Source organism: Edaphobacter modestus, assembly GCF_004217555.1.
Lineage (GTDB): Bacteria > Acidobacteriota > Terriglobia > Terriglobales > Acidobacteriaceae > Edaphobacter > Edaphobacter modestus.
The window spans coordinates 1861199-1887392 of sequence record NZ_SHKW01000001.1; the positions used below are offsets into that span (position 1 = coordinate 1861199).

Sequence of the window (26194 nt, forward strand, 5' to 3'; positions counted from 1 at the left end):
CTCCTTAACACGCTCAGGGCCCGATGTGCGCGGGCCCTGAGTAGGTCGTTTTGGCGATTATTTAAGCTGGCGGTCAGCTATTCAGGATTGTTTGCACCGTTAGAGCGGGGTAGGCCGAGTATAGATTGCTTTTTTCATTGTGAGCGTTAACCCACGCTTCGAAGGCCGGGACATTGTCTTTCACGGGCAAGGGTGCCCGAGGAAAGGGCGGACTGGTTACTGTGCCGCATACTTTTTCCTCGGGCGAGAGGCCTTCGCGACGTATCGGGCACTAGTCATCATCATCCTTGCCGTTCTTACCCGATTCAGCGACATCGATCAGCGGTCGAAAGCGGTGCACAGGCGTCGGCATCGCCGAGTCCTTACCCTTGATGCTCTTCCATAGGATCTCGTTCAGCGCATACATCGGCGCGCGGTCCAGCTCTTTGAAGTTCATCCTGCTGCTCTCCTTCGCGCCGTAGGAGTTCTTCGCATTCTTCGCAGTCACATCGATCATCGGCTTGATCACGTTGAACGTCTTCACGGACGGCGTCGTGTCGAAAGACGCATACATCGGCATCGCCGACGCATCGTACTGGCTCATCGCAGGCAGCCCCAACAGCAACTCCATCGACCGCACCATCGAGCTCGTTGTGTACAGCGTGCTGTCCACCACGCCACGCTTCACATACGGGCTGATCACTAGTCCCACTGTGCGGCGCCCGTCAACATGATCTGCCCCGTCCTGCGCATCGTCCTCGATGATGAAGATCGCCGTGTTCGGCCAGTAGCGGCTGTGGCTCACCGCATCCACCAGCTGCCCGATCGCATAGTCGTTATTGGCCACCATCGCGCGTGGAGTATAGGCTCCCGGAGCTGTGCCGCGTGTGTGATCTTCCGGCATGCTCATCACAATGTAGTTAGGCAGTCGTTTCGCTGGATCCGTACTGTCATAGTTCGACTCAAACTCTTTGAAGTCCCGCAGGAAGACTGCGATCTTGTCCGTATCGCGGTTTTCAAGCCCAGCGCCGTACTCTTTTGAGACATGTCCCACCAGCCCGTCGGATCCGGGCGCAGCCTCCATCGTCGCGCCAGTAGCCGTGCTCGCGCGCGCGGCGCTCTCGCCATACGAGCGGTACGTCAGTCCCTTCCTCCGCGCAAGGTCCCACAGATGTCCCGCTGAGGGAACCATCGCGTGTACCCCGTACGATGCATTGCTGTGGCCGCCATACTCCGGGGGCCACTGCTTCTCGTTGAAGTCCGTCGCATACGCCGAGTTCGACCACGAATGCCCGTCGACACTCACCTCGCCATCGCAGTAGAGGTTGTCCAGCACAACATACTCCTTCGCCAGTGCATGCTGGTTCGGAGTTACCTCTTTGCCAAACAGCACCAGTTTCGGATCGCCATTCGCATTCGGTATATCGCCGAACTCCTGATCGTATGTCCGGTTCTCCTTGATGACGTAAATAATGTGCTTGATGTCGCTGGCCTCTCCCACACGCTGTGGAATGACGCTCGGCTCCTGCGGCATCCGCGCCTCCGCAAGCAGCGAGTCATGATACGGCGTATTCGCCGTCACCTGGCGCGTCCACACCGGCAGCTTCTCCTTCAGCTCCGTCACCGGCAGTACCTCGAGGCTACTCTTCTGCAGCGTCTTGTCGCTCTCTTTGCCGAAATGCGGGCCATCCGGGTCCGGATGACCCTCCTCTCCCTTGGCATTACCGATGTAAAGCGTGCGGTTCTGCTCTGTCAAAAGCAGCGCCGAGGGATACCATCCCGTCGGAATAAAGCCCACCACTGTGCTGTGCAGGCGGTTCTCAATATGCGCCACCGCGATCGAGTTGTTGTCCGCATTCGCAACGTACAGCAGCTTACGCGCGTCATCGATTGCCAGCGCGTCCGGGGTCGAGCCCTCCGGTGCCAGGGGCGTGAGCGTCGTCGACAGCCGCTCCATCACCTCCAGCTTGTTCGCATCGATCACATACACTGTGTTGTCGTTCGAACACGCAACGAACAAGCGCCCGTCAGAAGACAGCTTCATATCGTTCGGGTTTACCCCCACATGCAGCGTGCGGACCACCTTGTTCGTCGCTGTGTCAATCACGCTCACCGATTCGCTCGACCAGTTCGAAACAAACAGCAGCTTTCCATTCGGCGTAAGCAGTGTCTCGTACGGTGTCGTCTCCACTGGAATACGCGTCAGAATCTTCTGTGTCTTCGCGTCGAATACCACGACGTCGCCCGGCCCCGTTCCCGTGCCGCGATTCGCAGCATACAGCAGATGTCTGCCCGGCAGATAAGCCACCCCGGACCACCACACCAGCTTCGGATCGATCGTCTCCTCCAACTTGCCCGTCGACTGTTCGCTCAGCCTGCCGTTCGCATAGGCGAACTCGTAGATCGGCGCTACTGGCTCCGCCTTGTTCTTCGCCCCGGATGCGTTCCCGCCCGAAACATACAGCGTACGGCCGTTCTGCGACCAGGCCATACCCAGCCACGTCGAACGCAGCTCAATGTGCTGCAGATGCTTGTGCGTCTTCGCATCGAACACGTCAATACCATGTGGCAAAAAGCCCGAATTGACCGACACCACAACCTTACCGTCCGGCGAGGACACCAGATTCAGTACCAGATCGTTCATCTCCCCCACAGCCTTGCCCGCCGGTGTGATCCGCCAGCCGTTCGGCAGGTCCGAGCCGTCAGCAAAATGTTTGGGAAGCCGCTTCGTCTGCTCGCCCAGGACATGGTCCTTCACCGAACCGGAAGCTGACGTCTGACCATAGATGATACTTTGGGACGATGACGGGACAAGTAGGAACGCACACGCTGCAAGCGAAGAAAATCTCAATCCGATAGACATCAAACACCCCAATAGTTAGCCGGCTTACGTGGGGCAATATAGCACCGCCCTGCAATCAGAAGATAAAAGCAAAACAGGCACACTTGAGCCAAGCCTGCCGACGCTCATCGGGAAGTTACCGTTATCGATGCCGCTTATGGCACCCGCACCAAGAAATGGTAATCTGGATATCTTTCCAAGTTACGAGATCATCTTCGACCCGTGCGGAACGAGGACGAGCCGACGAATACCATCAAGTTGGATCAGGGGCGATAGGCCGGATCTGATTGTTCTAGTCCGCGAACGAGCTTGTTGTACAAGACCTATTGGTTGGAAAAGCGGAGGTTGTCCGTTCCGTCATTCTGGATTTGATTTGGCCCCTCAAGCGTACGCCTGAATGACTCTTCAGTCTGTCCGTGAAAAAGTCCAGATCTGCAGACTGCAGGCGACAACCACGGATCACAACGAGTTCTTTTTTTTCGCGAGTGCTTCCTTTACGCTGGCCGCTCCAGCGCATCAGGAGGGTCAGGAGGCGGAGCCGCGTCTTTGTGTGTCTTCGATCGGGATATACCCGCCGAAAGGATCGCCGTAAACGTAGGTCGCGTCGAGGATCCGTTGAAGAGAAGACAGATGAGAGTTTTGCCCTGAAAGCATGAACAAAGCCCTCTCACCCGGTCATCGGTGAGAGGGCTTTCGAAGTTACAGCAGGTTTTAGTCGTCTACATCAGCCTTGGTAGGCGCCGGCCTGTTGAAGTCACTTGGTGGACGGACCGTCTTCTCGCCGGGGTAGGGCCGCTTGAACCCGGTGGATTGATACCAGTTCAAGTGATTGACCGTGTCCGATCTTCGGCATCAGGTTTGGTCAGCTTACCGGCGAAGATGTGTTCCTTCTTTTTCATCCATGCCACCCTCAGCGCCTTGACCGAAGTGCTGTCCGTTGTATTGCTGGCTGTACTCGTTGTAACGCCCTGGTCCAGCGGAACCTGGTTCGGTTCATGAGTCCAGGGTTTGAAGTTCTCCGGCGAAGCCTCACCTTCGACAAAAGCAGTCCTCATTGGGGACGCCACGAGGTCGAACTGGTTCATGGGCGGCAGGCCGAGGATCTGCTCGATTGTCCGGGTCATGTTGACCTGAGTGTAGTAGGTATGATCGGTGGGCCCATTCTGTATCGTGAAGGGGCTAATGACGTAGCCGGGGCTGCGGTGACCATCGACGTGGTCGACGCCGTTCTGCGCGTCGTCCTCTTCGACGAAGATCGCTGACGAGTCCCACACCTTGCTGTGGCTGACGTAGTCGACAATGCGTCCGATGGCCAGGTCGTTATCGGCCTGTTCCGCATCCGCAGTCGGTGGACCACCGGTGTGGTCGCACATGACCCAGAGAATGCTTAGCGCAGGTACGGTACCGGCAGCCTCGTCCTTCTTGAAGTCCTGTAGCCACACGTCTACGCGGAACTGGTCGGCTCTGTTGCATTAACTTTTCGAGCCACAGCTGTAGGGGGTGAAGGTAGCGCTTGCCCGCTACAGCTTGTATGCCGAGAAGCTAATTTTGAGTTAATGCAACAGAGCCTCGATTCGAGGGCTTAGCTTGCAAAGAGCGCCTCGGAGGTTGCACGCAACCAGACTGCGACCGCCTTCGCTCCTGGATCGGGATAGCCGAGCACACGATCTCCAAGATAACTCGACCGCCCCAGACGGGGTTTCATTCGGGCCGTCGCTTCGACGCCGCGTTCCGCCGCTTCAACAGCGGCCAGGATCGCCTCGCGCGACGCCTTTCCGCTGCCCCCCTTCTTCAAAGCCTTCACGAATGGATCGAGCGCATCCAGCATGGTCCGATCGCCAGGCTTCGCGCCACCCAATTCACTGATGGCGCGGCAGCCCTGATCTAGCGCTTCGGCCCACTGCGCCAATCCCGTTGCGCCCGATTTCTCCAGAACGCTGCCGCAACGCAGAAAAAGCACCCCGTAGAGCGGCCCTGATGATCCACCCAACTCGCGCCGTAGGGTATGACCGATCGCTCTAAACGTAGCGGGAACATCGTCCAAAGGATACGAACCTACCGCACCTTGCACGGCCTCGGCCGCGCGCTCCATGCTGGTGCCCAGGTCGCCGTCACCTGTAACGCGGTCCATCTCGGTAAGCTCATCTTCTGCGCCGATCAGCGCCTTGCACGCCGCCTCGATGGCCTGCTTTGTTTTTCTGCCTGCCTCCGATTGCGTGCCCCTGCCGGTCGGCAAACTCACTTTCGTGCTGACCGCCGCTGCGATCTGCGCTTGTGGTTTGCCCGGGCGTTGTTTCAGCGCGTTGGGCCATGCGGGAGCCGTAGTAACTGCATCGAACCAGCGCAGCCACTCGTCGTTGACGCCGAGAACTGTAATTGAGATCCCCGCCATATCAAGTGATGAGAGAAATGTTCCGGCATATATTCGCTCCACCGTAATTCCCTTGCTTTCGAGAAAGGACATTGCATGGCGGGCCACAATCGCCAACTCCATCTCTGTAGTTGCGCTCAGATTATTCACCATCACCGCCACGCGCTTCTCGTCGCCAAACCTTCCGTGCTTCAAAACTTCGGCCAGCAACGTCTCGGTCAGCTCGTCCGCAGTCTGCAGTCGCGTCCGCTTCACGCCGGGTTCCCCGTGAATGCCGAGGCCGAGCTCCATCTCATGCTCGCCGAGCTCAAAGCTGGGTTTTCCGACTGCAGGCGAAGTTCCGGCAGAAAACGAAACGCCCATGGTCGCTAGGGACTCAACCGCCGCTCTTCCCATTGCCGCTACTTCGGCCAGGCTCCTGCCTTCAGCCGCGGCAGCCCCCACCAGTTTGTGAATGAAAATAGTGCCGGCGAGACCGCGCGCCCCGGTAGCCTGTCCCGTTCCTTTCAGGGCAACGTCATCATCTACGATGACCATTTCGACCGAAATACCTTCAGCGCGCGCCATCTCCGCCGCCAGACCGAAGTTCAGCCGATCGCCGGTGTAGTTCTTGACCACCAGGAGTGCACCGGGCTCTCCCGAGACCGCCTTGATAGCGGCTAAGATGGAGTCACTGCTTGGCGAGGTGAAAACTTCTCCGACGACAGCAGCGCTCAGCATACCAACGCCAATGTAGCCCGCGTGCGCTGGTTCATGCCCGCTGCCTCCGCCAGCGATTACCGCGACCTGTTGGTCACGTGCTCGTTCAGCATCTGCGCGGACCATAACCTTGTGTCCCAACAAACGGGCCAAACTTGGGTGAAGCACGGCCAGGCCTTGCATCATTTCTTCCACGACATCTTCGGGACGGTTAATAAACTTTTTCATGACAAAGCCACTGTACAGCGTCGATTTGCAGGCCTATTTCCCAAGTGGTCATTTCCCCGGAAAGCAAGGAAAGCTTGCACAGGTCTAAACCGCAGTGCTTCGACTTCGAACTCTCCAATCTCTACATCACGAAAGAAGGGCTCCCGTCCCTGATAACGCCGTTGTGGGCAGCGACCAGGATAGGTCCTCGGAAAACGCCCATGTAGCCAGGAAGAATTCTGGATTCACGCTAAAATCGCCAATGCGCTCATTGACTGTGACGAAGGGGTCGAAGCTTCCGGTTGACGGGCTATACAGAAGCTACCAGTGAGGTCTCCAGTTGTCACTGGTAGGGACTATACGTCCACCATGACGCATAGCGCCGCATTCAGTATCTGCGACACATTTCATGCAATCACGGAGTGAGATGATCTCGGGGCTCCTTACTCGCAACGTACAGATACCTCAGCAGACGCTTTTCGCTCGTCAAAACATGTACACAGGAGAGGAACCGTTGCAGTCCCTCGAAGTTAGTATTGCCTTCCGCTGCGACCAGTTCCTCTTTCCTTTTCTCCCGTGCGTGATACCACTGCTTCGCGATCCGAGCCGCGCTCTCGGTTGTGTCTTTTACCCGGATGTGGCGAAACTTCGCTCGCTCCATGAGGCGTTCATTCTCTCCGGGCGGGCTGTACACGTAAAAGCCGATCGAGCTACGCGTAGCGATCTCTTCGTGGGTAACCATTCCGCCAATTACCAGAGCGTCACTGAACAGCATCCGTCCGCCGGGATTTAGTACGCGAAACATCTCAACCAACACCGCGGGGCGTCCTGGAAGATGGCACAGAACGTCATTCGAGAACACAGCATCAAAGGTGTTGTCGTCGAAAGGTAGATTCTTCGAGGCGTCACACTGTTCAAAACGCACCTGGGAAGCGAGACCTCTTGCCAGCGCAAGCTGGTTCGCATTGCGAACTCCCGGTTTGTTAATGTCCAGCCCTATGAGCCGGCAGCCCACCTTTTCTCCAAGGTGCAACGCATATCCCCCCGAACCGCACCCCACTTCCAGCACAAACGAATCGGATCTCAGCCCCAGCAGTTGGGGGATTGCATTAGATTCTTCCGTTGTAACCCAGCTCGTTTGCCCAAAATCCTCGCCATAGGTCTCGATGCGCACTTGGCGGTAGGTAGCCGACTCATAATTTCCATACGCACTATCGTAGAGATCCACTTTCCGTGACATGTTAGAGATCCTCCTCGACCAGGCTCTACCGGCGCGCCGTGAGCCGCTCAGGCGCTCACGGAGCGATAGAAACGTGGCCGCTGTCTTGAAACGCACGAGGTGCGGTCATCCGCGTATCGGCTGCTAGACCCGCGATGTCGATACCATGCGACGGCGCAGGCCTTCGAAAGCAGCCAGACCTGTTCCCAGAAGAAGCAGACTCGTCGGTTCAGGTACCGGGGAGGGAGCACCTAGGCCTGCTTCAGAAATAGTGAGAACCGCAGTGGGGAGAGACGGAGGATTTGCATACTCCGTTAGTTGGAACGTACCTACAGCAAAAATCGGATTCTGTTCGGTGCCCGAATAGATCTGTACTCCGTGCACATCCACAAGACAGGTAGCGGCGCATATTGCAAAGCCTCCTGACTCGGCTCCTACTGACTCACTGAATAGCAGAAACTCCATAATCGAGGTCGCTCCTATCGAGATCCGTTGAGCGAAATGGGAAGGTCATAGAACGCAAACTCCTTCCCTGGGATTACACTCGACGGCACAGGATTGGATGGTAATGACCATGTGTACGTATTCTTCGGTTCAGTCAGGGTGAAATTGAGCGTATCTGCATGCGAGACAACCGGGAAAGCAAGCAAGAAGCCGACGCCGATCCCCATAAGCAACTTCAGAAGCATAAAGGTACCTCAAGAAAGATTTGTTGAGCAGGCCCGGATGCGAAAAGTGTACACGGATGACCCTACCGCGAGATTGCTACATTTCGAACAGGTGATCTGTGAAAGACGGCCACTGCTTTTGAATAAGGAAATTTCGGTGGCGGCCCTTACGCCCAAAAACCTCTGCGTGTTTTGCGGTTCTGCGGACACCTCGGCCCGCTCGAACGCGCAAGCCGTCCAAAGGCCAACAGGTCGGCTCCCTACGCGTCAGCTCCCTGGATCAAAACGAGGTTCGCCAGCTCGAGGGCCGGCCCTATTTCTCATAGGACCTCAACGATCACGGGAATGACGTGGGTGATCTCATAACTGCGGTAATCCTTATTTCGCTCCATTGCCTGGGTGTTCCCTTTGGAATCTGTGGCGCGGGCCATAAGCGTGTGTTTGCCTGCACTGGGAGCAGGCCAAGTAAATTCCCACATACGCCAACTGTAGCGTATTGTGGGGCTTATCAGTTGGGCTGGATTCCAGGTTTTTCCGGCATCGGTCGAGACTTCGACGGAAGTAATGTCGTTTACGCCGGCCCACGCCATACCGCGCACTTTGAAGTCATGCCCTCTCGCGATCTTATGGGCGAAGCCGGGAGCAATAATGGCGGATTTGACGCTGATTGTAGTTACGGGAAGAACGGTCGGAATGCCGTTGGACCGTTCGAAGTAGGAATATTGGAGTGATTGGAAGTAGCCGTCAAAGGGCTTCTCGGTGAGGGTAATACGCTTCAGCCACTTTACGGATGCCATTCCATACCAACCCGGGACGATAAGTCGAACGGGGAAACCGTGAGTTGGCGGAAGTTGCTTGCCGTTCATATGGTAGGCGAGTAGGACATCCCCGTGATTAGCTTCCGAGATTGGCAGGGAACGCGCAAAAGGAATCACCCCAGGGGACTTCGGATTGGGCGTGGTGAGCTCACCGGAGTCGGCTCCCTCGAAGATGACATCGACCGCAGTCGATTTGATACCGGCGAGCTTCAGAACGTCCGCGAGAGGGATGCCGGTCCATTCGGCGTTGCCCATTCCACCATTCGCCCACTGCGCACCATCCTCCCTCGGAACAAGAAAGACTCGACCATTACCCGCGCACTCAAGGAGGGAAACCATGGTTCGTGACCTCATTACTGTGAGTTCCGCATAGGTGATCTGGAGCGGGTGAGAAACCGCACCGTCGATTGCGAGGGTCCAATTTGCGGAGGACAACTCAGGTTGTTTGAAGTGGTTGCGAACGTAAAACTGGTCTGCCGAAGTTATAAAGCTAGAGAACGCGGAAACCGACGACTCTAGATTCTCTGGCTCCATTTCACGAATGATAAAACCATCGTTGCCCGAACTAGCAGAAGTAAGGACAGCGGAGTGCTCTTGTTCTGCAAAGGCCGGAGTCGCAACCGCAAGTGCAGCAGCTGTTGTCGCGATATTGCGGAGGAATTGACGGCGAGCAAGCCCTGTAGACATCGATTACACCTCTAGGAGCTTGTTGAAATAGCTAGAGCTGACTCCTTTACTGATGAGGTTTTGGGTTGATGCAGGGGAGTTGGGTTGTTTATGACGGCTGGCTGGCGGATTCTGCGGCATGTTTTCTTGCCGGGTTGAAGACTCAACCGGCCTTCAGGCGCACTGCTGCTGTGGGTCCTGCTGAGTATGGCTTTGGATGAGCCTTGGCAGACGCAGCAGGTTATGTGCGGCGCAGCTGAAGACGAAGATCCAGTCGACCTTGGCGAGTCCTCGCACCTTCAGCTGGTCGAGCGGACCGGTCTGCTTCAACCAGCCAAATGTCTTCTCCACGAGCCAGCGGCGGCTGAGGCTGAGCGCATAGCCGGCGTGCCGGGTGGTCCTGCCATCGAGGTTCGAGCGGCGTCCCTTGTCGTTCTTCTGCACATGTGCGGTGACGTTGAGGGCGCGGGCTCCGGCGATGAAGTCCTTCGCGTCGTAGGCCTTGTCGGCACCAACCGTGATGCGCCGCGAGCTGTTCTTCTGCCGCTCGTCGAGCATCAGCAGGGCGGCGTCGCGCTCGGCATGGCCGTCGGCCTGGGTCGCCATCGCGGCGGCGATCAGGCCGTTGCGGTTCTCCACCAGCGCATGGCCCAGGTACGCGAGCTTCGACTCCTTGCCATAGCTCTTCTTGTAGAGCCGCGCCTCCGGATCGGTAGTCGATTGATGGGTCTCGTTCGACCTCTTCTGCCCACGGAAGTTAGTGCCGTCGCCATCATCGGAGCCATCCTTCGGCCGGAAGCTCTTCTGCGATGCCCAGGCCTGGATCAGCGTGCCGTCCACGGTGAAGTGCTCGTCACTCATGAAGCGCTTCGCCAGCACGTTCACCTCGGCGAAGAACCGCTGCGCCACGTCCGACGTCAGCAGCCGGTCGCGGTTCTTGGAAAACACGGCATGGTTCCACACCGCGTCGTCCATGCCCAGGCCGACGAACCAGCGGAACAGCAGGTTGTAGTTCAGCTGCTCGACTAACTGGCGCTCCGAACGCACCGAATAAAACGCCTGCAACAACAGCGCCCGCAGCACATACTCGGGCGCAATCGAAGGACGGCCTGATGCCGAATATAGCGCATCGAAATCCTCGTTCAGCGACACCAGAACTGCATCCGTCAACTTGCGAATCTCGCGCAAAGGATGATCCTGTGGAACCCGCTGCTCCAACGTCACACAACTGAACATCTCACCCTGAACCCGCTCGTCGCCACGCATACAACAGAGACGGACCAACACCCAGATCAGACGAAGCCAGAACCTATTTCAACAAGCTCCTAGATCCTTACACTAGGACACGAGTCAGAATTCTCTTTATGATCTAGCAGTTCAGAGTTAGCACGTCAACTCCGGCTGTATTGAATGCGGCAACCGTCTCTTTCTTGAGTTTTGAACCAGCACACGGTACCGTGTAGAGATATGCAAAGCAGACAAATGCACTAACCAACATAGTGTTGCTTGTCGCTTTATTTGACACAGTGTTGAGCTAATTATTTGGCACACCGGCTGCGAATCAGGTGCGAGGATGTGTGCGGACGGCACGTGCAGACGGAGTTTTTAAGCTCCCCGAGGCTTTCGAGTTCAACTTTGGGTCCTCCGGGGAATGTGTGTGCCAGATAATTCGAACAAAACATACGCCAACTAATTAGCAAAACGACACATCAATTATTGGACTCACATACTGAGGAACTGATAGTTCCGGGACAAGCGGAAGCGCCAGTTCGGATTTCGCTCCTTCAGTCCGTTCTCGTCACAAACCGATTTCTTCAAAATCTTTCGACTTCTGGGTCAACTATCCTGGCCGCATCTGAACGGAGTGAGCTGATCATTTGAGCTTTGAATGCTCGACCCTCTTAACTTCCGCACAATCGCATGTCATTTCGGCAGGAGGACGAAGCGCGGAGTGGACAAACATGTTTCTAATTTACAGAAACCCGAGTTATAACTACCGGCTCAGTAAGTCGCCCGCTCCAGCACCACTGGCCCATCAAGCCCCGAAGGGTACAGCGGAGTCTTTTCGCTGAACTTGTGCACATTCGTCTCCGTAAGCCGCTTCTCAGCCGACAACCCAGCATCGCCGATCAACCTGTTCGGCCACAGATTAACAACCTTGATCTCCAGCATGTTCTCACCCTCATGCGCAAACTTCGTAATGTCGATGCGAGCAGGCTTCGTCCACACCACACCAACGTCCCTGCCGTTCAGGCGTACCGAGGCCACCTCATGAACCTCACCAAGATCAAGCATTATTCGCGAGTTCGACTTGGGTGCAGCTGCAAGCGTAAAGCTCTTCGTATAACGCGCTGCTCCCGAGTAGTGTTGAATCTCCCACTCTGGCCGCTTCGTCCAGTCCACCAGTGAGCCGAAGGTTACACTCGCAGGCCCACCCCACTTCGGATCGAACGCCACCTGCCAGGACCCTTTCAACTCCTGCAGTTTATGAAGCTCCGGATAGTTCGACTGCGACTTGCCTGCAACGCGTGTTGAGATCGGCCTGCGAAACACAACGAACACCGACCCGCGCGGCCCAAACTCCAGCGGCACTGTCGTCCTTCCATCGGCCTGCGTAAACGATCGCGCATCACGAATCTCACCGGTCACCGGATCCCACAACTCCGGCTGCCTTCCCGCAACGCGAAACGTAGCCGCTATCTTCTCCTCTGCGTCCCACTTGCTCGCAACAAAGTAGATATCCACCTTCCCCGCTCGCCGGTGAATCCAGTCGATTGTCCCTCTATCGCTCAACCCGCTGTACTCAAAGTCCGGCTGCAGTTTCAACGCGTGCAGAGCCTCTTCAGCGCGCCCGCTAAAGATCTTGCCGTCTTCAATTCTGTCGCTCCAAAGCTCGGCCACCGTAGCGTCGAACTCGCGCTTCACCTCCGCACGCAGCACGCGCCCCGCAATCCCCGTCGGCTTCGGCCCCACCACAATCGCGCCTCCACGCACCATCCCCGCAATCTTCATCAGAGCCTCGGGAGACATCGGCACATTCGCAGGAAGCACCAGCATCCGGTAGCTCATCCCATCCGGAAGCATCAGCCTTCCATCGCTCACCGTCAGCCGATGCAGCAGAGCATCAAGGTTGATGTTGTCGTGGTCGTACCCTTCAGCCGGAAGCGTGGGCTCTGTCTTCCTCTGTTCGATCTGCCCGATGCCGTCACCGCGATAGTAAAGCGCATCGGCGACAAACAATCCCTGCTGCAGCAGAAACGCGCTGCGCCCGAGGTACGCGTTGAACGCCGGTGTCTCATCCCACCACGTCGTGTTGCGGCTGTAGTGCGTACCGGCGAAATACACATAACCCGGCTTTGCTGTTACCGAAGGCGACTGGCTGTAGTTGTGCACCACAATCAGATTGCAGCCATCCGCAAATCCCTGGTCGCCCGTGTTTTTCATTTCGAAAAACGAGTCCTCCCAGTGCGGCCCCACCGAAGTAAAGCTCTCGCACCCCAGCAAGCGCTTGCCATACACATGTCCTGCGCTCGCGGTATCGCGCATCAGAAATCTGCGATCAAGCGTCGGACGATGCGGTGAAGGCACCCAGAACTCGCCCATCGGAATCTCAACTCCACTGATGTCCAGCTGCGGATCAAGCTGTCCCGAGTTCGGCCCCGCCGCCTCCGAATAAAACTTGAGACCATTGCGCTTCGCAATCTCGCCGAGGTGCGCGTAGTGGTTCTCCGCAATCACATCCGCAACCGTGCGGTAGTAGTCGCGCCGCACCGCCGCCGCTTCTCCGGCATCACCCATCCGCTTGCCCGTCAATGCAGGTAGCCAGTGCACAAGATCGTATCCTCTCAGCCGCGCAAACTCCGCCGGAAGCAGCTTGGTCCACGTCGTCGGCCCTGCCTCCCAGCTGTCGTCTTCAACGCCGTACAGTCCCTTGCGCTCCGCAGCAGTCATCTCGCTGAGCGACCTGCCCATTGTCGCCTCCCACGTCTTGTCGAGAGCCTCGCTGCTCATGCCATCTGTGTACAACCCCCACGCATTCCGCATCCCCGTCGGCTCGTATGCAAACCGCATCACCTTCCACGCGCCCGTGGGAGCATGCCAGTTCAGCCGCGCACTGGCATCCACCTTGTTCGTAAGGTCGATCACATCGTCTTCGGCAAAGGTCTCGCGATCCGGTACGGCAAGCACCGCAATCTCATGCCGATACTTCGCAACATCCGGCACGGTAAATCTCTCCGCCACCATCGAGCGAACCGCCTTGTCGTTGGGGCGCATCACGGTCTTTGGTTCGGCCAGCACCTCATCAAACTGCACCGGCCCCTTTACCGCCGTCTCCGACCACACCAGCCTCTGCTGCGAATACTCGAGCGGTATATCGCCCGACGTGCTCGCAAGCCCCACCGTCACCACCAGCTTCACGCCCAGCCGACCCGCCTCCTGCGCCGCCCACCTCACCAACTCGCGCGACTCCGGTTGCCACGACTGCATCGGCCCGGAAGGAATCTCGCTGAAGTGCGCGCCGGGGAAGTCCGTCGTCTTCTGCTCGACGTATCCCTTGTCGCCGAGAACCATCTTGGTCGCACTCTGCATTTCGTTGCCCACACCGCCGTCATAGAGAATCGCACCCTCGATCCCCTTCGCGTGCATCGCCTCAAGATCGGCCGTGATCGCTGTGCGATTTGACTTCACCCGCAGCCACATCCAAAACACCCAAGGCCTCGCCGCAGCCGGAGGCGTACGAAATCCCCTATCCAGCAACGAAGCTTGCCCCGACGCATGTGACTGCGCCACAACACGAGGCACCGCCACTACCGCAGGCATAACCGTCACACAAGAAACAATTCGCATTAACAAAGAGCGAGAGATGTTCATCCCAACAGTCTATTTCGCTGTCAGGCTGTCGCAAACGAATTGGGTGTCGTTCGAAAATTCCACCTGATGAACTTGGAGACCGTAGCTTACTGCTAGACTCTGCCGCCATTGTGGGCACAAAATTGTTATCCAATTGAGCCAAACCTCTCAAAAACCTCTTCGTGATTCTGAAAAGGATGGCCAATGTTTGAGAGGCGCTTTTGCTGGCTCTGTTGCGTTAACTTTTCGAGCCACAAGCTGTAGGGGGTGAAGGTAGCGCTTGCCCGCTACAGCTTGTATGCCGAGAAGCCAATTTTGAGTTAATGCAACAGAGCCTTCGCAACTGAGTCAGGCGATGAGGAGTTATATCGCCGAATCGAAGGTGGATGCTCTAACGGCATGAAACTTGGAATGATTACGGGCTGAGAATTCAATTGACGCACAATCGCCAACTCACTCATTGACAATGAGATCGAGGCAAGTTGCCGAATAGTCGGCTTCTCGGACAAGTGCAAAACGGGGATTTCGGCAACTTCGCATTCTGGGTCCGCACCCCTCGAACTTGCCGGAAACCAGGGTGGTCTCAATGGGTCGACGCAACACTCAGCTCAGACCACATTCATTGAAAACAAAAGCTAAATGCGCTGGCTAGGGTTAGATCAGCCGGAACCTTACCCTGGCTAGGTTTGGCCACATCAGCCAAACAGATCGATTCTTCAGGGTAAGCATCTGTGGATCAGCTGATTAGATAGTGTTGCATCGACCGGTTGAGCTCGCACGACTTTCCAGGATGTTCGACAACAGCAGCGGCATGCACCTAGCCGCAGGGTTCAGGAATGGTCGAATATCTCGACAGAGACCGGCAGCGCAAACGTTACTGATGAATCTTGGTGATACCGAAATATAAAGTCCAGCCACCACCCGCCACAACGATAACGCCAGCGAGTCGCATCCCCCATTTCGGGAGCCGAGTCCAAGGCCATTGAGTTTTGCGCAAGGCTGACTCTGGTCGAGCCAACATAAAGAGACCGGAACCTAACCATGCCAACCCGATCGCGAGCAAGAAGATTGCGCTTAACATGCGTGCCCTTAAACCTCTGTCAACAAAGCTTCTTTTTAACGGCACTATACGCTGAAAACGCGGTCATGTTCATGTCTGCTGTTGATATGGGCTTAGCATAAGAGGGAGCGAACATCCTGCAAACGGGGTTTTCGCCAAGTTCACCCGGCCCAGAGACGCGCCAACGCGAACTTGGTCAAAAGCGGACTTTCAAGGCGCCTACTCACGGGTTAGCCTGAAGTTGGATAGGGAAAAGGAGATCCAATGACGCTCGAAGAGTTCCAAGCCTTGCGGGCCTTCCAGGATCGTCGTGTTCGGATGAACTTCAGCGATGGGCAGGTTGTGATCGCGACCTTAGTGAGCATCACAAGCGATTTCGATGAGAGCCGCCACATCGTCTATGACAATGTGGAGTGGTCGGTTCTCCCGCACCCCCAGAGGGAAGGTGCTGCATGGTACGCGACGGGTGAAGACTTGGTCTCGTGCGTTGCGTGCAGCCCTGAACATATGCCCTGACCGTCAGTTCTTTGGCGACGTTTTCCGATAACCGGACTTTAGCGGCAGTTCGATTCCGAAAAAAGGAACGCATCAGCCGAGAGACTTCACGCTAACAATTGAACGAAGCCAGATACCAGTGTTGTGTGAACGAGAAATGGCCGGGAAATGGTTGGGCGTAATAGCCGCAAGTGAGTTCCGTGTTGTCCGCCCGCGCCCTCCATTTAGTAGATCGTAGAGGCTCTTCGCGCATGACTTCATCGCTCTCGTCATACACATAGCCTCGCGACGCCCACAACATCCCGCCACGGTTGAAAACCAATAGGCGAGGCTCTCCATTGGGCGGCATTGTGCGAATCTTATCGAGGTAGGACGAACGTTCAGCTAAGAAATATCCAACATCTCCGCCATCGTTGCAGAGATGGATAAACTGCCAGAACCGTAGGCCCGCGCCAAGTATGACCAAAGGGAGAACGGCGCTGACCACTGCACGCGACCATTCACGGCTTAGCAGATGTCGAACGGTGAGGACCAGCGTCCAAATTCCCAAACACGCCCACACACCCAGCAAGGCGGGGATACCGAGTATCACGAAAGTAAAATCCAAGCCGATGGGCGTGGAGTTGAGAGCGACCAAAAGAAGTGGCAACGCAATCGAAACCCACACTGGCCAGAGTGTTTTTACTGGCGAGCCTTGTGCCGCGTCCATGATTCGTTCCGAAGTGAGAAATATGAGGCAAATGTCAACTGCGAACCTCCGACTACTTTATACCGCATAGCGAATGCCTGCCCGCCCCCAGGCAGTAACTGCGTAAACATGCCATAGCTGAAATGACGAGCGAACCTCCCGCAATACGGGGTTTTCGCCAAGTTCACCCGGCCCAGAGACGCGCCAACGCGAACTTGGTCAAAAGCCGACTCCTCAGGAACTAATTTACTAAGTTGCTGGATTTGTTGGGATGGGTAGGAGTTGGAAGCCGAGTAGTGCGGCGTGTTTGCGAAGGCGCATTTCGGCTCGTTGCTGTTCTTGTTCATCGCAGTGGTGGAAGACTGTCTCTGTGTAGGGTTCTTTGCTGTGTAAGACGTGGTAGACGACGCGTGCGAGCCGTTGGGCGCCTCCGACAAGAAGTGATCATAGGTCCGTTGTGAACATATAGAACTCAGGCTATTCAGAACAGCGAACTTGGACTGCTCGAGGTCCGGGAGCTTCAGAACGGACTTGGGTGCCCGTTTGCGCTTCATCTTGCTCTTTGCCATTGATACGGCCTCCAATCGCCGTGGCAAACAGCATGATCCAGATCTTCAACCCGGTCTTTCGCACCCTACGGCGTTTAGCGTTACTAATCCTCTTAGAGAGGACAGCAACTCATCCTCGATGAGTGATTGGGGCCAAAAATATCGCAACTGCCCACTGACGTAAGACGGTCACGCTGACAGCAACAGCGCCAAATGCCGTCAGCGCGATCCTGCGATCGAAGGAGAGAGCTGCGATGCGGTGCTGGCAGCGGTCTGTCCTCTGACGATCGCCGCTACCAGCGCAGGACTGCAACACACCATCAGGCGTCACCACCTACTCCCATTTGCGATAAGGTCGGCCTGCCGCGCAGTATCATCCCACAGAGTGGACCAAATAGCACCGTTACATAAATCAGATATATCCATGGAAATTGCCCGATGTAAAAATCGTGCGCATTGAGCGAGATGGGGTTTTTAATCCGCACGAAGCAGACATAGTCCACGATCACAGCACCCGCCAACCAGAAAGCACCCAGCACAAGAGCCTCTCTGGCCAGTCCTGGCTCATCGCTGTGCCGTCTGCGAAAGTACAACCACCCGAATGCCATCCAAACCGATAGGTTTAGCAATGGAAGAAACCTCTCAGCGAATTGGTACGCAGGCCCAGGAAAAGCGGTATCGCTTGTTGCGGGAAAGTGGATGAACCTCGCAACGGCAACAGAGAAACCCGTCGCTAGGATAGTAATCGCGACGTAAGCCAACAAGAAGGTCCAAATCGCACGCTTGTAATCAAGATAGGACTGCACAGGCACGCTCCCTTTTTCACAGTTACGCAGGCGAGCTTATGAAAGTTCCGACCAATATGCCCTCTAACCAGTCAAATTCTCCAGAAGTCCTCCGAGACAGCTGCTAGTAGCGATGGCGAAGTTACACAGTGAATGGACTGAGACTGAATGATCTCAGCAGAGGAGTAACGGCAAGTCGGCCAGTATTTACAAATGAGCTTCGGAATCATGCTTTTCGGGGCTGTCGCTTGGTTCCTAGCGATTTTCGACCCAGTCTTTGTCAATAGAAAAGCACAAATCTTCCGGGCGCGTAACGGAAGGGTTGCCGACCTGCAACATCGTCTTATCCAGGCTCAGATCTGCAACCAGTTGTTTCAACCGGCTGTTCTCTTCCTGCAGTTGCTTCATCTGCCGAGCCTGGTCGGTCAACTTGCCAACGTATTGCTTCTTCCATCGATAAAAGGTCTGCTCGCTGATCCCAACCTTGCGAATCACCTCCGCCACAGGCACTCCCAGTTCTGCCTGCTTCAGCACGAACACAATCTGCTCCACCGAAAAACGCTTCTTCTTCATGCAAAATCTCCCCTTTCAGATTTTGCCGAAGACTAACATTCACTTTGGCTCAGAAAGACCGGGGCCGATCAGCATGAGCCGCTCCTCTCGACCAGAGGAAATCCCCGAGCTTTTAGGTTCATGATTTCACTAGCCGCGAAGTGGATGACCGGTACATCGGTTCGTATGTACGGTAGAGGTTTGGTTAGAATCTGACATTTATTCTCGTTCTCCAATCTTTCGCGGAAATAGGCTGCTCCCCAGAATCTACGAACACAGGCTGCCGGTGCAGGTCGAGATTCGCTGCGAGCTGTCAGTTCGGATGAAAGTATTCACGCTGCCACCGACTGGAAGGAAATACCTCATTTCTTCATCTTTACATTCATGTTGTCGCAACAACCTCGTCATACTCTCGGCCTTGAAATTTACTCCCCTACACGAGGCCTCCCCGATTATGGCTCTTGATCGCCGCTCCTTCCTGCAGCTCCTCAGTACCTCTGCGCTCTCGGCAAGCTTTCCCTCCAGCATCGCCCGTGCGCTTGAGATTCCCGCTAACCACCGCACCGGCACGATCAACGATGTGGAACACATCGTCTTCATGATGCAGGAGAACCGCTCTTTCGATCATTATTTCGGCACGTTGCGAGGTGTTCGAGGATTTGGCGATCCGCACCCCGTTACTTTATCTACCGGCAATCCTGTCTGGTACCAGCCCAATGGTTCCGGTTACACTCTGCCATTTCATCCTGGCGGGCCGAATCTGGGCCTGCAGTTTCTGCAGGATCTCGCGCACGACTGGGACACGACGCATGCGGCGTGGAACAACGGCCATAACGATCAGTGGGTTCCGCAAAAGGGAGCCACCACGATGGCGCATCTTACCCGCTCCGACATTCCTTATCACCATGCTCTTGCTGATGCCTTCACGGTATGCGATGCCTACTTCTGCTCGCTGCTGGGCCCCACCGATCCGAATCGTTATCACATGTGGACGGGCTGGGTCGGAAACGATGGGAAGAACGGCGGTCCAGTGATCGACAACGCAGAGGCCGGGTACGACTGGTCGACATATCCTGAGCGCCTGGAGAAGGCAGGTGTCTCGTGGAAGATCTACCAGGACATCGGCGAGGGTTTGACCGCCAGCGGATCCTGGGGATGGACCGGCGATAACCCCTACATCGGCAATTATGGCGACAACTCCTTGCTCTATTTTCACCAGTTCCAGAATGCTCCCCAGGGATCGCCGCTCGCGGAGAAGGGTCGGACCGGCACGAATGCTCTCGGCGGCCAATCTCTCTTCGAGATTTTTCAGAACGACGTAAAGTCCGGCAATCTTCCCCAGGTTTCATGGGTGGTGGCTCCCGAAGCATATACCGAACATCCGAACTGGCCGGCGAACTACGGGGCCTGGTACGTCTCGCAGATTCTCGACGCTTTGACCTCGAACCCCGAGGTCTGGAGCAAGACCGTCTTCTTCCTGATGTACGACGAGAACGACGGCTTCTTCGATCACGTTGTTCCTCCGACTCCGCCGCAGACCCGTTCGCAGGGTAAGTCAACCGTCTCAATCGAGAATGAGATCTTCGCCGGCAACGCAGCGAATCCTGCGGGACCTTACGGCCTTGGTATGCGGGTTCCGATGGTCGTTATCTCGCCATGGAGCAAGGGGGGCTACGTTAGCTCCGAGGTCTTCGATCACACCTCTATGATCCGCTTCGTCGAAAAGCGCTTCGGCAACCAGTTCCGCGGACTCAACGAACCGAACATCACGAAGTGGAGGAGGTCAGTCTCGGGAGATCTCACCTCAGCCTTCAACTTCAAGTCGCCGAACTCAGCGTCGATTCCGCTTCCCAGCACAGCGGCTTATCAGCCACCGGACAATAAGCGCCATGAGGACTATGTTCCGGCTCCTCCGACTGACCAGACCCTTCCGGTTCAGGAGTCAGGCACACGTCCGGCGCGTGCGGTTCCCTATGAGCTCAATCTTCTCGCTTCGGCAGATCTGGCGCACGAGAGGGTGCAGCTTACCTTCCTCAACACTGGCAGAGCGACGGCGGTCTTCCACGTGCGCTCCAACATACAGACCAACGCTCCCGTGGGTCCCTGGACCTACACGGTCGAAGCTGGTCACACGGTCCAGGACACCTGGAATATCGGTGCTTCCAACGAGTCGATCTACGATCTGTCCGTCTATGGCCCAAACGGCTTCGTCCGCTCGCTGAAGGGAAGCATCTCAGGAGGCCAGAAAGTAAATCTTGACGTGGTTGCGATGTATAACCCGCTGGCGAGCCTCATCACACTTCAGATCACCAACCGCGGAGTCGCCGGGGATATCGCGATCACCGATGTCTATAGCGGCGAAACGGTTCGCCATGAACTCAGGCTTGGACAGATTATCTCTCAGAACTACAATTGCCACGCCACTCACGGCTGGTACGATTTCGTCATTCAGTCCGTGCCAGATGCCAGTTTCGAACGCCGACTCGCCGGCCACATCGAGACGGGCGAGGACAGCGTTACGGACCCGGCGATCGGGACTTCTCAAAACTCTTCAAGACTTGAGGCACCTAAGTCGCTCATCGAAGCCTAAAACTATCTCACAACGCGAGAGTGGGAGTTTCATCAACGGACTCCCACTCTCATTTAATGACTCTCCGGATTCTGAAAAACACTAGAAGGAAATTACCGCCCGACGAGATCGATCATTCTGCTTGCAGTGGGACATTTGTAGAGGTACTGTTTCTGAATCCCTCTCCGAGAGATGGATTGCTGTTTCCGGATGACAAGAGTTCATCAGAGAGCTTGTAATCTCCTTCGACGAAAAGGCGATCCGGGTTCTTGTGCCCGATAAAACAGGAAATCCCATCAGATTCAAGATGTCCGTGTCGGGCCACCTGGACAAATCGAATGTTGTGTTTATGTAGGAGGGGGAGTATGTGTGCTTCTACATCACGGGCGGTATCGTTCCACTCGTTGCCTGTTTGAGCCGTCAAGACAAGAAGCTCGTTCAGCGAACATGGGCGGGTTTCCGGTTCCATCAGCCATCGAACGAGAATTGCAATTATGTAGAATCTGAAGTCAAGCACTGAAAATCGACGCTCTGATAAGGATCATTCGATCTCCATTCGGAGCGGAGCGAAGAATCCAGAGACTGGTGACATAGTGCTATACCTCGCTGGAGTCAATAGAAATAGGGGTTTGCGCGTGATCAATGGAGGCCGGCTTGTGCCTCGGGAATACAGGTCTCCTTGCGGTGACAACATGCTGCACATGCTTCTTCATACGGGGCGTTGCCATTCCGACGATAGGGCCAACCGCTTCAGGATAGAACTATGGCACCTCTCCACAACCTAAAGCGAGTGCACGAATCCGAATCGTCAACTGATACTGAGGTGCACGAAAACCCGGGCGGTCTCAACCGGTCGATGCAACACTGGCTTGAAGTTTACTCGCCGGGGTTTCAAAGCCCAAGGTCTTTCGGGGGCGTTGATTTAGGCGCAGAGCTACCTTGTTGAGATCGGCTTGAGAGTAACCGGATAAGTTGGTTTTCTTAGGGAAGTATTGTCTCAGTAGGCCGTTGGTATTTTCATTGGTGCCGCGCTGCCAGGGGCTCTGCGGATCACAGAAGTAGACTTTCACATTCGTGTCCACCGTGAAGCTCTTGTGTTTTGCCATCTCGTGCCCCCGGTCCCAGGTCAAGGAGCGCCGCAGGGACGCGGGCAGTTTACGCACGTGCTTGCTCAGCGCGGCGACGACCGTCGCTGTATCTTTGCTGGGCACTTTAACCAGCATGGTAAAACGCGAATGTCGTTCCACCAGGGTTGCGACATGACTATTGCTGCTGCCGCTAAGCAGGTCGCCCTCCCAATGACCGGGAATGGCGCGGTCTTCAACCTCCGCAGGTCTTTCCCTAATAGAGATGGCATCGACGATCTGACCTCGGGACTGTCCGCCAGCCCGCGAGTGCCGTGAGCGACGTATCAGCCGCTTGGACCTGAGGTGCTGAATCAGCTCTTTTTTCAGCACTGCCCGGGCCTGGATGAATAAGCTGCGGTAGATGGTTTCGTGGACACGCGCATGCTCTCGTTGCTGGGATAGTGGACCTTCAGCCATTTCGAAACCTGTTCCGGCGACGCGGCGTTATCGATCTTGCCGGCCCCCCTGATATGACGGCTCTCCTTCCGTTCCAGCGCGGTTGTGGTCGAGACGTGGTGGAAGAGATGCTTGGGGGAACTCCCACAGAAGTTCCGCAACGATACTACGATACGTCGGCGATCAGTAAGCTGCCTCTGGGCGTGGCACAAACATTGGTGTGGGGACGGCGCGACCAGTTCGCGCCGATCTCTCTAGGTGAGAGCTACGTAGAAGCTGCGAGAAGAAGCAACGAGAAAGTGAGTCTGATCAGCTTCGCCGATCTTGGTCACTTCGAGATTGCGGCGCCGATAGGATCTTCGTGGCCAGCATTGGAGAAGGAGATTCTGAGGATGCTGTCGGTGAACGATCAGGTCATGAGAGGTATTTGATGAGCCGACCTTGTTGTGAAGCATCGGGCCTACATAAAGAGCGGGCCGAGGTTTTCGCCTCGAGAGGTAACGAAAATTCGGCATAGCAGAAGTGATCCGCGGTTCTGCCTTACCTGCGCGTAGCTCCCGAGTGACGTAGGACTCTATCGGAACCGCTCCACCTCATCATGGTCTATCGAGACAAGTGCTGTTTGCGGAGCGATCGGAAAGAGCCGTAAAGAAGGAAGCCGGTGGTGCGGTCGGGGCAGGATGATGGGGCTATGGGTTTTCAATGGCGTGGATAGCCGGAGTTGCTGCTGGAACTCGCGGCAGTTGCGGGCGGCGACGTCTGCGAGTGCAGAGCGGCGATGCGAGAGGGGAGGATGTGCCAGTAGTTACATCGCTGCGGGGACCTCTTCTGAGGGTGGGTATACAGCTTCAAAAGCATAGCCAGAGGTATGCACACGTAGCCGGATTCAGGGTGCGGTCAGGACGTGTTATAAGAGCATGTAAGTCTGGTTTCGGCGAAGAGGATCTGCGCTGCGGTGAGCCGTTCGATCACGCGCATGGGGCCCTGGCAGCGTGGGCACGGCCAGGTGGCAGGCTGCTTGGTAAACGCTGCATCTCTTCCCGATGGTAGTTGATGGAGCAGGCTGGGGTCACCACACCAAACGTCAAAAATCGTACGTTTAGCTTTGTTGCGAAAACCTGTCGCCTTTAGGAAGCCAATCGCAATACCTTTATGCATGCGAAATGCAGGGCTTTTCTACAAGGGAAGATCGTTGCACTAACCTTCGATGCTGTTGGAAAACTCTCTGCTGAAGCGGCTTCAACTTTTGATTTGTGGTGTTTCTAATGAGAAGGAAAAATCCGCGGTGACTGCGTCCATTCTTGAGAGTCGTTGTCTACGGTTTAGCCTCTGTATGAGCTTGTTTTGCTTGCCTGCTTCCCGTCATGTGGTCGAGAGGCAAGGCGTATCAGCAATCGCAGGCGGACAAAGTCGTACAAGGCGACGCAGATTTTGAACAGTCGCCACCAATAAAACTCCTCAGCGGCTCCAGCCAGCCCTCGAAGTTTAAGCCGCGTGAAGCGAAAGTGTTGCTTCATGTGAGCGAACAGCATCTCTACTTTCTTTCGTAAGCGGCGCGAGTGTTGAAAGGCTTCCGTATTCTGCAGTGCCATGACTTCTTGCCGAGTGCTCTCGTCGAAGGGTACCGATAAACTACGTTGCGTGCCGCGCGTGCATTGTTGGCGAATGGGACAAGATTTGCAATCGCCAACCATCGCACGATAGATGTGGATCGGAGAGTCTGTGCGCGCCGTGCAGTGCTTGAGAATCTTGTTCTGTGGGCAGGTGTAGTGGTTGCTGTCGGGATTGAAGGTGAGGGCCTCGCGCGGCAGCAGGCCGTCTGTCTGGCGCCGTCGATCCAGCACTGGAATATGTGGGATGATCTTGCGTTTCGATAGCCAGCCCAGAAACGGGCCTGTGCCGTAAGCCTTATCAGCCGCCAGCCTTTCGGGTCTGAGATGGTGTTTTTCTTCTACACGCTCCAGCATCGCGTTGGTGGCGATAATCTCCTGCGCCAGTCGAGCCGGAGTGGCTTCGACATCAACGATGACGGCATGATCGGTATCAATCAGATAGTTATTGAAGTATCCGAATTTACCCCGTCCTTCCTTCACATTCCACGCGGCGGCGGGAGCGGTCGGCAAAAGATATCGCGCTTCGTTCGGATGAACCGGATTGCCGGCATCGAGTGCCTCCAGATACTCGCGCACTGGTCTGCTTCTAGCCTCTCCTTCTCGGATCGCGTTCACGCTCTCAACCCGCCGGGTACGTCCAGCATCGCTGCCTATCAGACTGCCGTCTACGGCGAAGCCTTCGCTGCTCACCAATCCTGCACTACAGCACTGCCCAACAACGTCCTCGAACAGCACCCGATAAATACCACTTTCACGAAACCGCCCATAACGATTCTTAGAGAAGGTGGAATGATCCGGCACAACTCCTTCAAGTCCCAAGCGGCAAAACCAGAGATAGGCAAGATTAAGATGAACCTCGCTGCATAACTGCCGCTCTGATCGAATGCCATAGACATAGCCAATCAACAAGATCCTCAGCATCAGTTCAGGTCGAACTGCCGCAACAGGTGATCGCCGGGAATGTGATCCTCAAACCGAAATGAATAGAAAAGCTGCTCCTGCGCGCTCTGACATCCCATCATCCCGGTGCCCTCCGCCGCTGTCAGAGCGGAATCACACCCTCGCTCCTGCTACAAGAGTTTTCAAAGCACTCTACTCTTCGAGTACTTAATGAAGCAACTTGCCGCAACGAGTTTTTCAACAGCATCGTTCGTTTTTGATACGAAGTTCCAGGCGATATTTTATTTCGACGGGCGAGGTCTTCATGCCGCAATCAAAAATCTCTTCAGCGGGCAGTGGCTCCATATGTGTGAAGATTGAAACATCCTCAACTTTTCCATTCCGAATAGCTGAAGTGGCTTGGGGGGACGGCAAAACCACTCACACAGAACAGTTTGAACTCGACACAACGCATGAGTTCGAAAAACGTGCTTTTCAGTGAAAATGTAAACGCCCCTGCATTGAGGTGGCTCGTGTCGCTCTTTGGGACATAGCAGGAGGCGGGGCGTTTTCTAATCCCGTGTGGCGAGAAGAACAAAAGTAAAAGCTAGACTGCACTCGCAGAGAGGACGGCACCCATCAAGACCGATGATGATGGGATGCGAATCAGGGCATGGATCTGGCTGGCGCCATGGCCCTCGCATAGGCAGTGCGCGGCCTGCGATCACGTGGTTTGAAGAGCCGCTCAACCATACCGACTTCGACGGCTACCAGCAATTGCGTCAACATGCAGGAGCCTCACTGGCCATGGGAGAGCGCGAATTTAACCTGGTCGCACTGAGAGAACTTATCGCTAAAAGAGCTCTCGACCTTTGGCAACCAGACATCTTACGGCTCGGCTCTGTGGAGGCCTGGCGTGACCTCTGCGGCGTTGGCAGCAGAGCACCATATACCCGTGCTGCCCACTACTATAAGGAATATGACGTACCGCTTCTGATGACAATACCCAACGCCTTCGGCACGGCGAGCTTCGACTGAATCGACGACCTGATCACCAACCCCATCGTTATGAAAGAGGGTTTCGCATGTCCCATCAAGAGCCTGGCTGGGGGTTTCCTTCAAAGATGAATCGCTTCTTCCCTTGTGATGTGTACGACTACTT

General features: G+C 55.7%; 13 protein-coding genes and 3 pseudogenes. 4 read left to right on the top strand and 12 right to left on the bottom strand.

Annotated features, from left to right (window positions below; genetic code table 11):
- Window positions 1-271: 271 nt before the first annotated feature.
- The 8 genes from BDD14_RS07745 to BDD14_RS07780 form a co-directional block, all read right to left on the bottom strand.
- Window positions 272-2737: an alkaline phosphatase family protein gene (locus BDD14_RS07745; RefSeq protein ID WP_242617813.1), complete on the bottom strand. Its 2466-nt coding sequence runs from the start codon at window positions 2735-2737 to the stop codon at window positions 272-274.
- 905 nt (window positions 2738-3642) lie between these two features.
- Complete coding sequence (locus BDD14_RS07750; protein WP_130418297.1) at window positions 3643-4263, bottom strand: alkaline phosphatase family protein; 621 nt, start codon at window positions 4261-4263, stop codon at window positions 3643-3645.
- A 140-nt stretch (window positions 4264-4403) separates the two neighbouring features.
- Entirely contained in the window at window positions 4404-6119 is a 1716-nt protein-coding gene (gene dhaL / locus BDD14_RS07755) for a dihydroxyacetone kinase subunit DhaL (RefSeq protein ID WP_130418298.1), read from the bottom strand.
- Between the two features lie 394 nt (window positions 6120-6513).
- On the bottom strand, window positions 6514-7338 hold the full coding sequence (locus BDD14_RS07760; RefSeq protein ID WP_130418299.1) for a class I SAM-dependent methyltransferase: 825 nt from the start codon (window positions 7336-7338) through the stop codon (window positions 6514-6516).
- A 123-nt stretch (window positions 7339-7461) separates the two neighbouring features.
- Entirely contained in the window at window positions 7462-7782 is a 321-nt protein-coding gene (locus BDD14_RS34390) for a PEP-CTERM sorting domain-containing protein (RefSeq protein WP_130418300.1), read from the bottom strand.
- Between the two features lie 523 nt (window positions 7783-8305).
- On the bottom strand, window positions 8306-9490 hold the full coding sequence (locus tag BDD14_RS07770; RefSeq protein WP_130418301.1) for a sulfite oxidase: 1185 nt from the start codon (window positions 9488-9490) through the stop codon (window positions 8306-8308).
- 153 nt (window positions 9491-9643) lie between these two features.
- Window positions 9644-10735 (bottom strand): IS5 family transposase, encoded by a 1092-nt coding sequence (locus tag BDD14_RS07775; RefSeq protein WP_130417184.1) that lies wholly within the window; start codon window positions 10733-10735, stop codon window positions 9644-9646.
- A gap of 735 nt (window positions 10736-11470) precedes the next feature.
- On the bottom strand, window positions 11471-14341 hold the full coding sequence (locus BDD14_RS07780) for a glycosyl hydrolase (protein ID WP_130418302.1): 2871 nt from the start codon (window positions 14339-14341) through the stop codon (window positions 11471-11473).
- Between the two features lie 1303 nt (window positions 14342-15644).
- Between BDD14_RS07780 and BDD14_RS07785 the strand changes: the two genes are divergently transcribed.
- The gene (locus BDD14_RS07785; protein WP_130418303.1) at window positions 15645-15896 is read left to right on the top strand and encodes a hypothetical protein; all 252 of its coding nucleotides are present in this window, start codon (window positions 15645-15647) and stop codon (window positions 15894-15896) included.
- A 91-nt stretch (window positions 15897-15987) separates the two neighbouring features.
- On the opposite strand, the gene BDD14_RS07790 is transcribed toward BDD14_RS07785, so the two are convergent.
- On the bottom strand, window positions 15988-16584 hold the full coding sequence (locus tag BDD14_RS07790; RefSeq protein ID WP_130418304.1) for a hypothetical protein: 597 nt from the start codon (window positions 16582-16584) through the stop codon (window positions 15988-15990).
- Between the two features lie 1642 nt (window positions 16585-18226).
- Window positions 18227-18469 (bottom strand): annotated as a pseudogene (locus BDD14_RS07800) (transposase); the annotation flags it as partial.
- 433 nt (window positions 18470-18902) lie between these two features.
- Between BDD14_RS07800 and BDD14_RS07805 the strand changes: the two are divergent.
- Window positions 18903-21038, top strand: coding sequence for a phosphocholine-specific phospholipase C (locus BDD14_RS07805; protein WP_130418306.1), 2136 nt, complete (start codon window positions 18903-18905; stop codon window positions 21036-21038).
- 824 nt (window positions 21039-21862) lie between these two features.
- Here BDD14_RS07805 and BDD14_RS07810 read toward each other — a convergent pair.
- Window positions 21863-22581 (bottom strand): annotated as a pseudogene (locus tag BDD14_RS07810) (IS30 family transposase); the annotation flags it as partial.
- On the opposite strand from BDD14_RS07810, the gene BDD14_RS31670 reads away from it, so the two are divergent.
- Window positions 22546-22971 (top strand): hypothetical protein, encoded by a 426-nt coding sequence (locus BDD14_RS31670; RefSeq protein WP_165419816.1) that lies wholly within the window; start codon window positions 22546-22548, stop codon window positions 22969-22971. The pseudogene BDD14_RS07810 and the gene BDD14_RS31670 sit on opposite strands and share 36 nt — an antisense overlap.
- A gap of 931 nt (window positions 22972-23902) precedes the next feature.
- Here the strand turns inward: BDD14_RS31670 and BDD14_RS07820 are convergent.
- A pseudogene (locus tag BDD14_RS07820) lies at window positions 23903-25175 on the bottom strand (transposase).
- A gap of 505 nt (window positions 25176-25680) precedes the next feature.
- Between BDD14_RS07820 and BDD14_RS07825 the strand changes: the two are divergent.
- Window positions 25681-26070: an enolase C-terminal domain-like protein gene (locus tag BDD14_RS07825; RefSeq protein ID WP_130418308.1), complete on the top strand. Its 390-nt coding sequence runs from the start codon at window positions 25681-25683 to the stop codon at window positions 26068-26070.
- Window positions 26071-26194 lie beyond the last annotated feature (124 nt).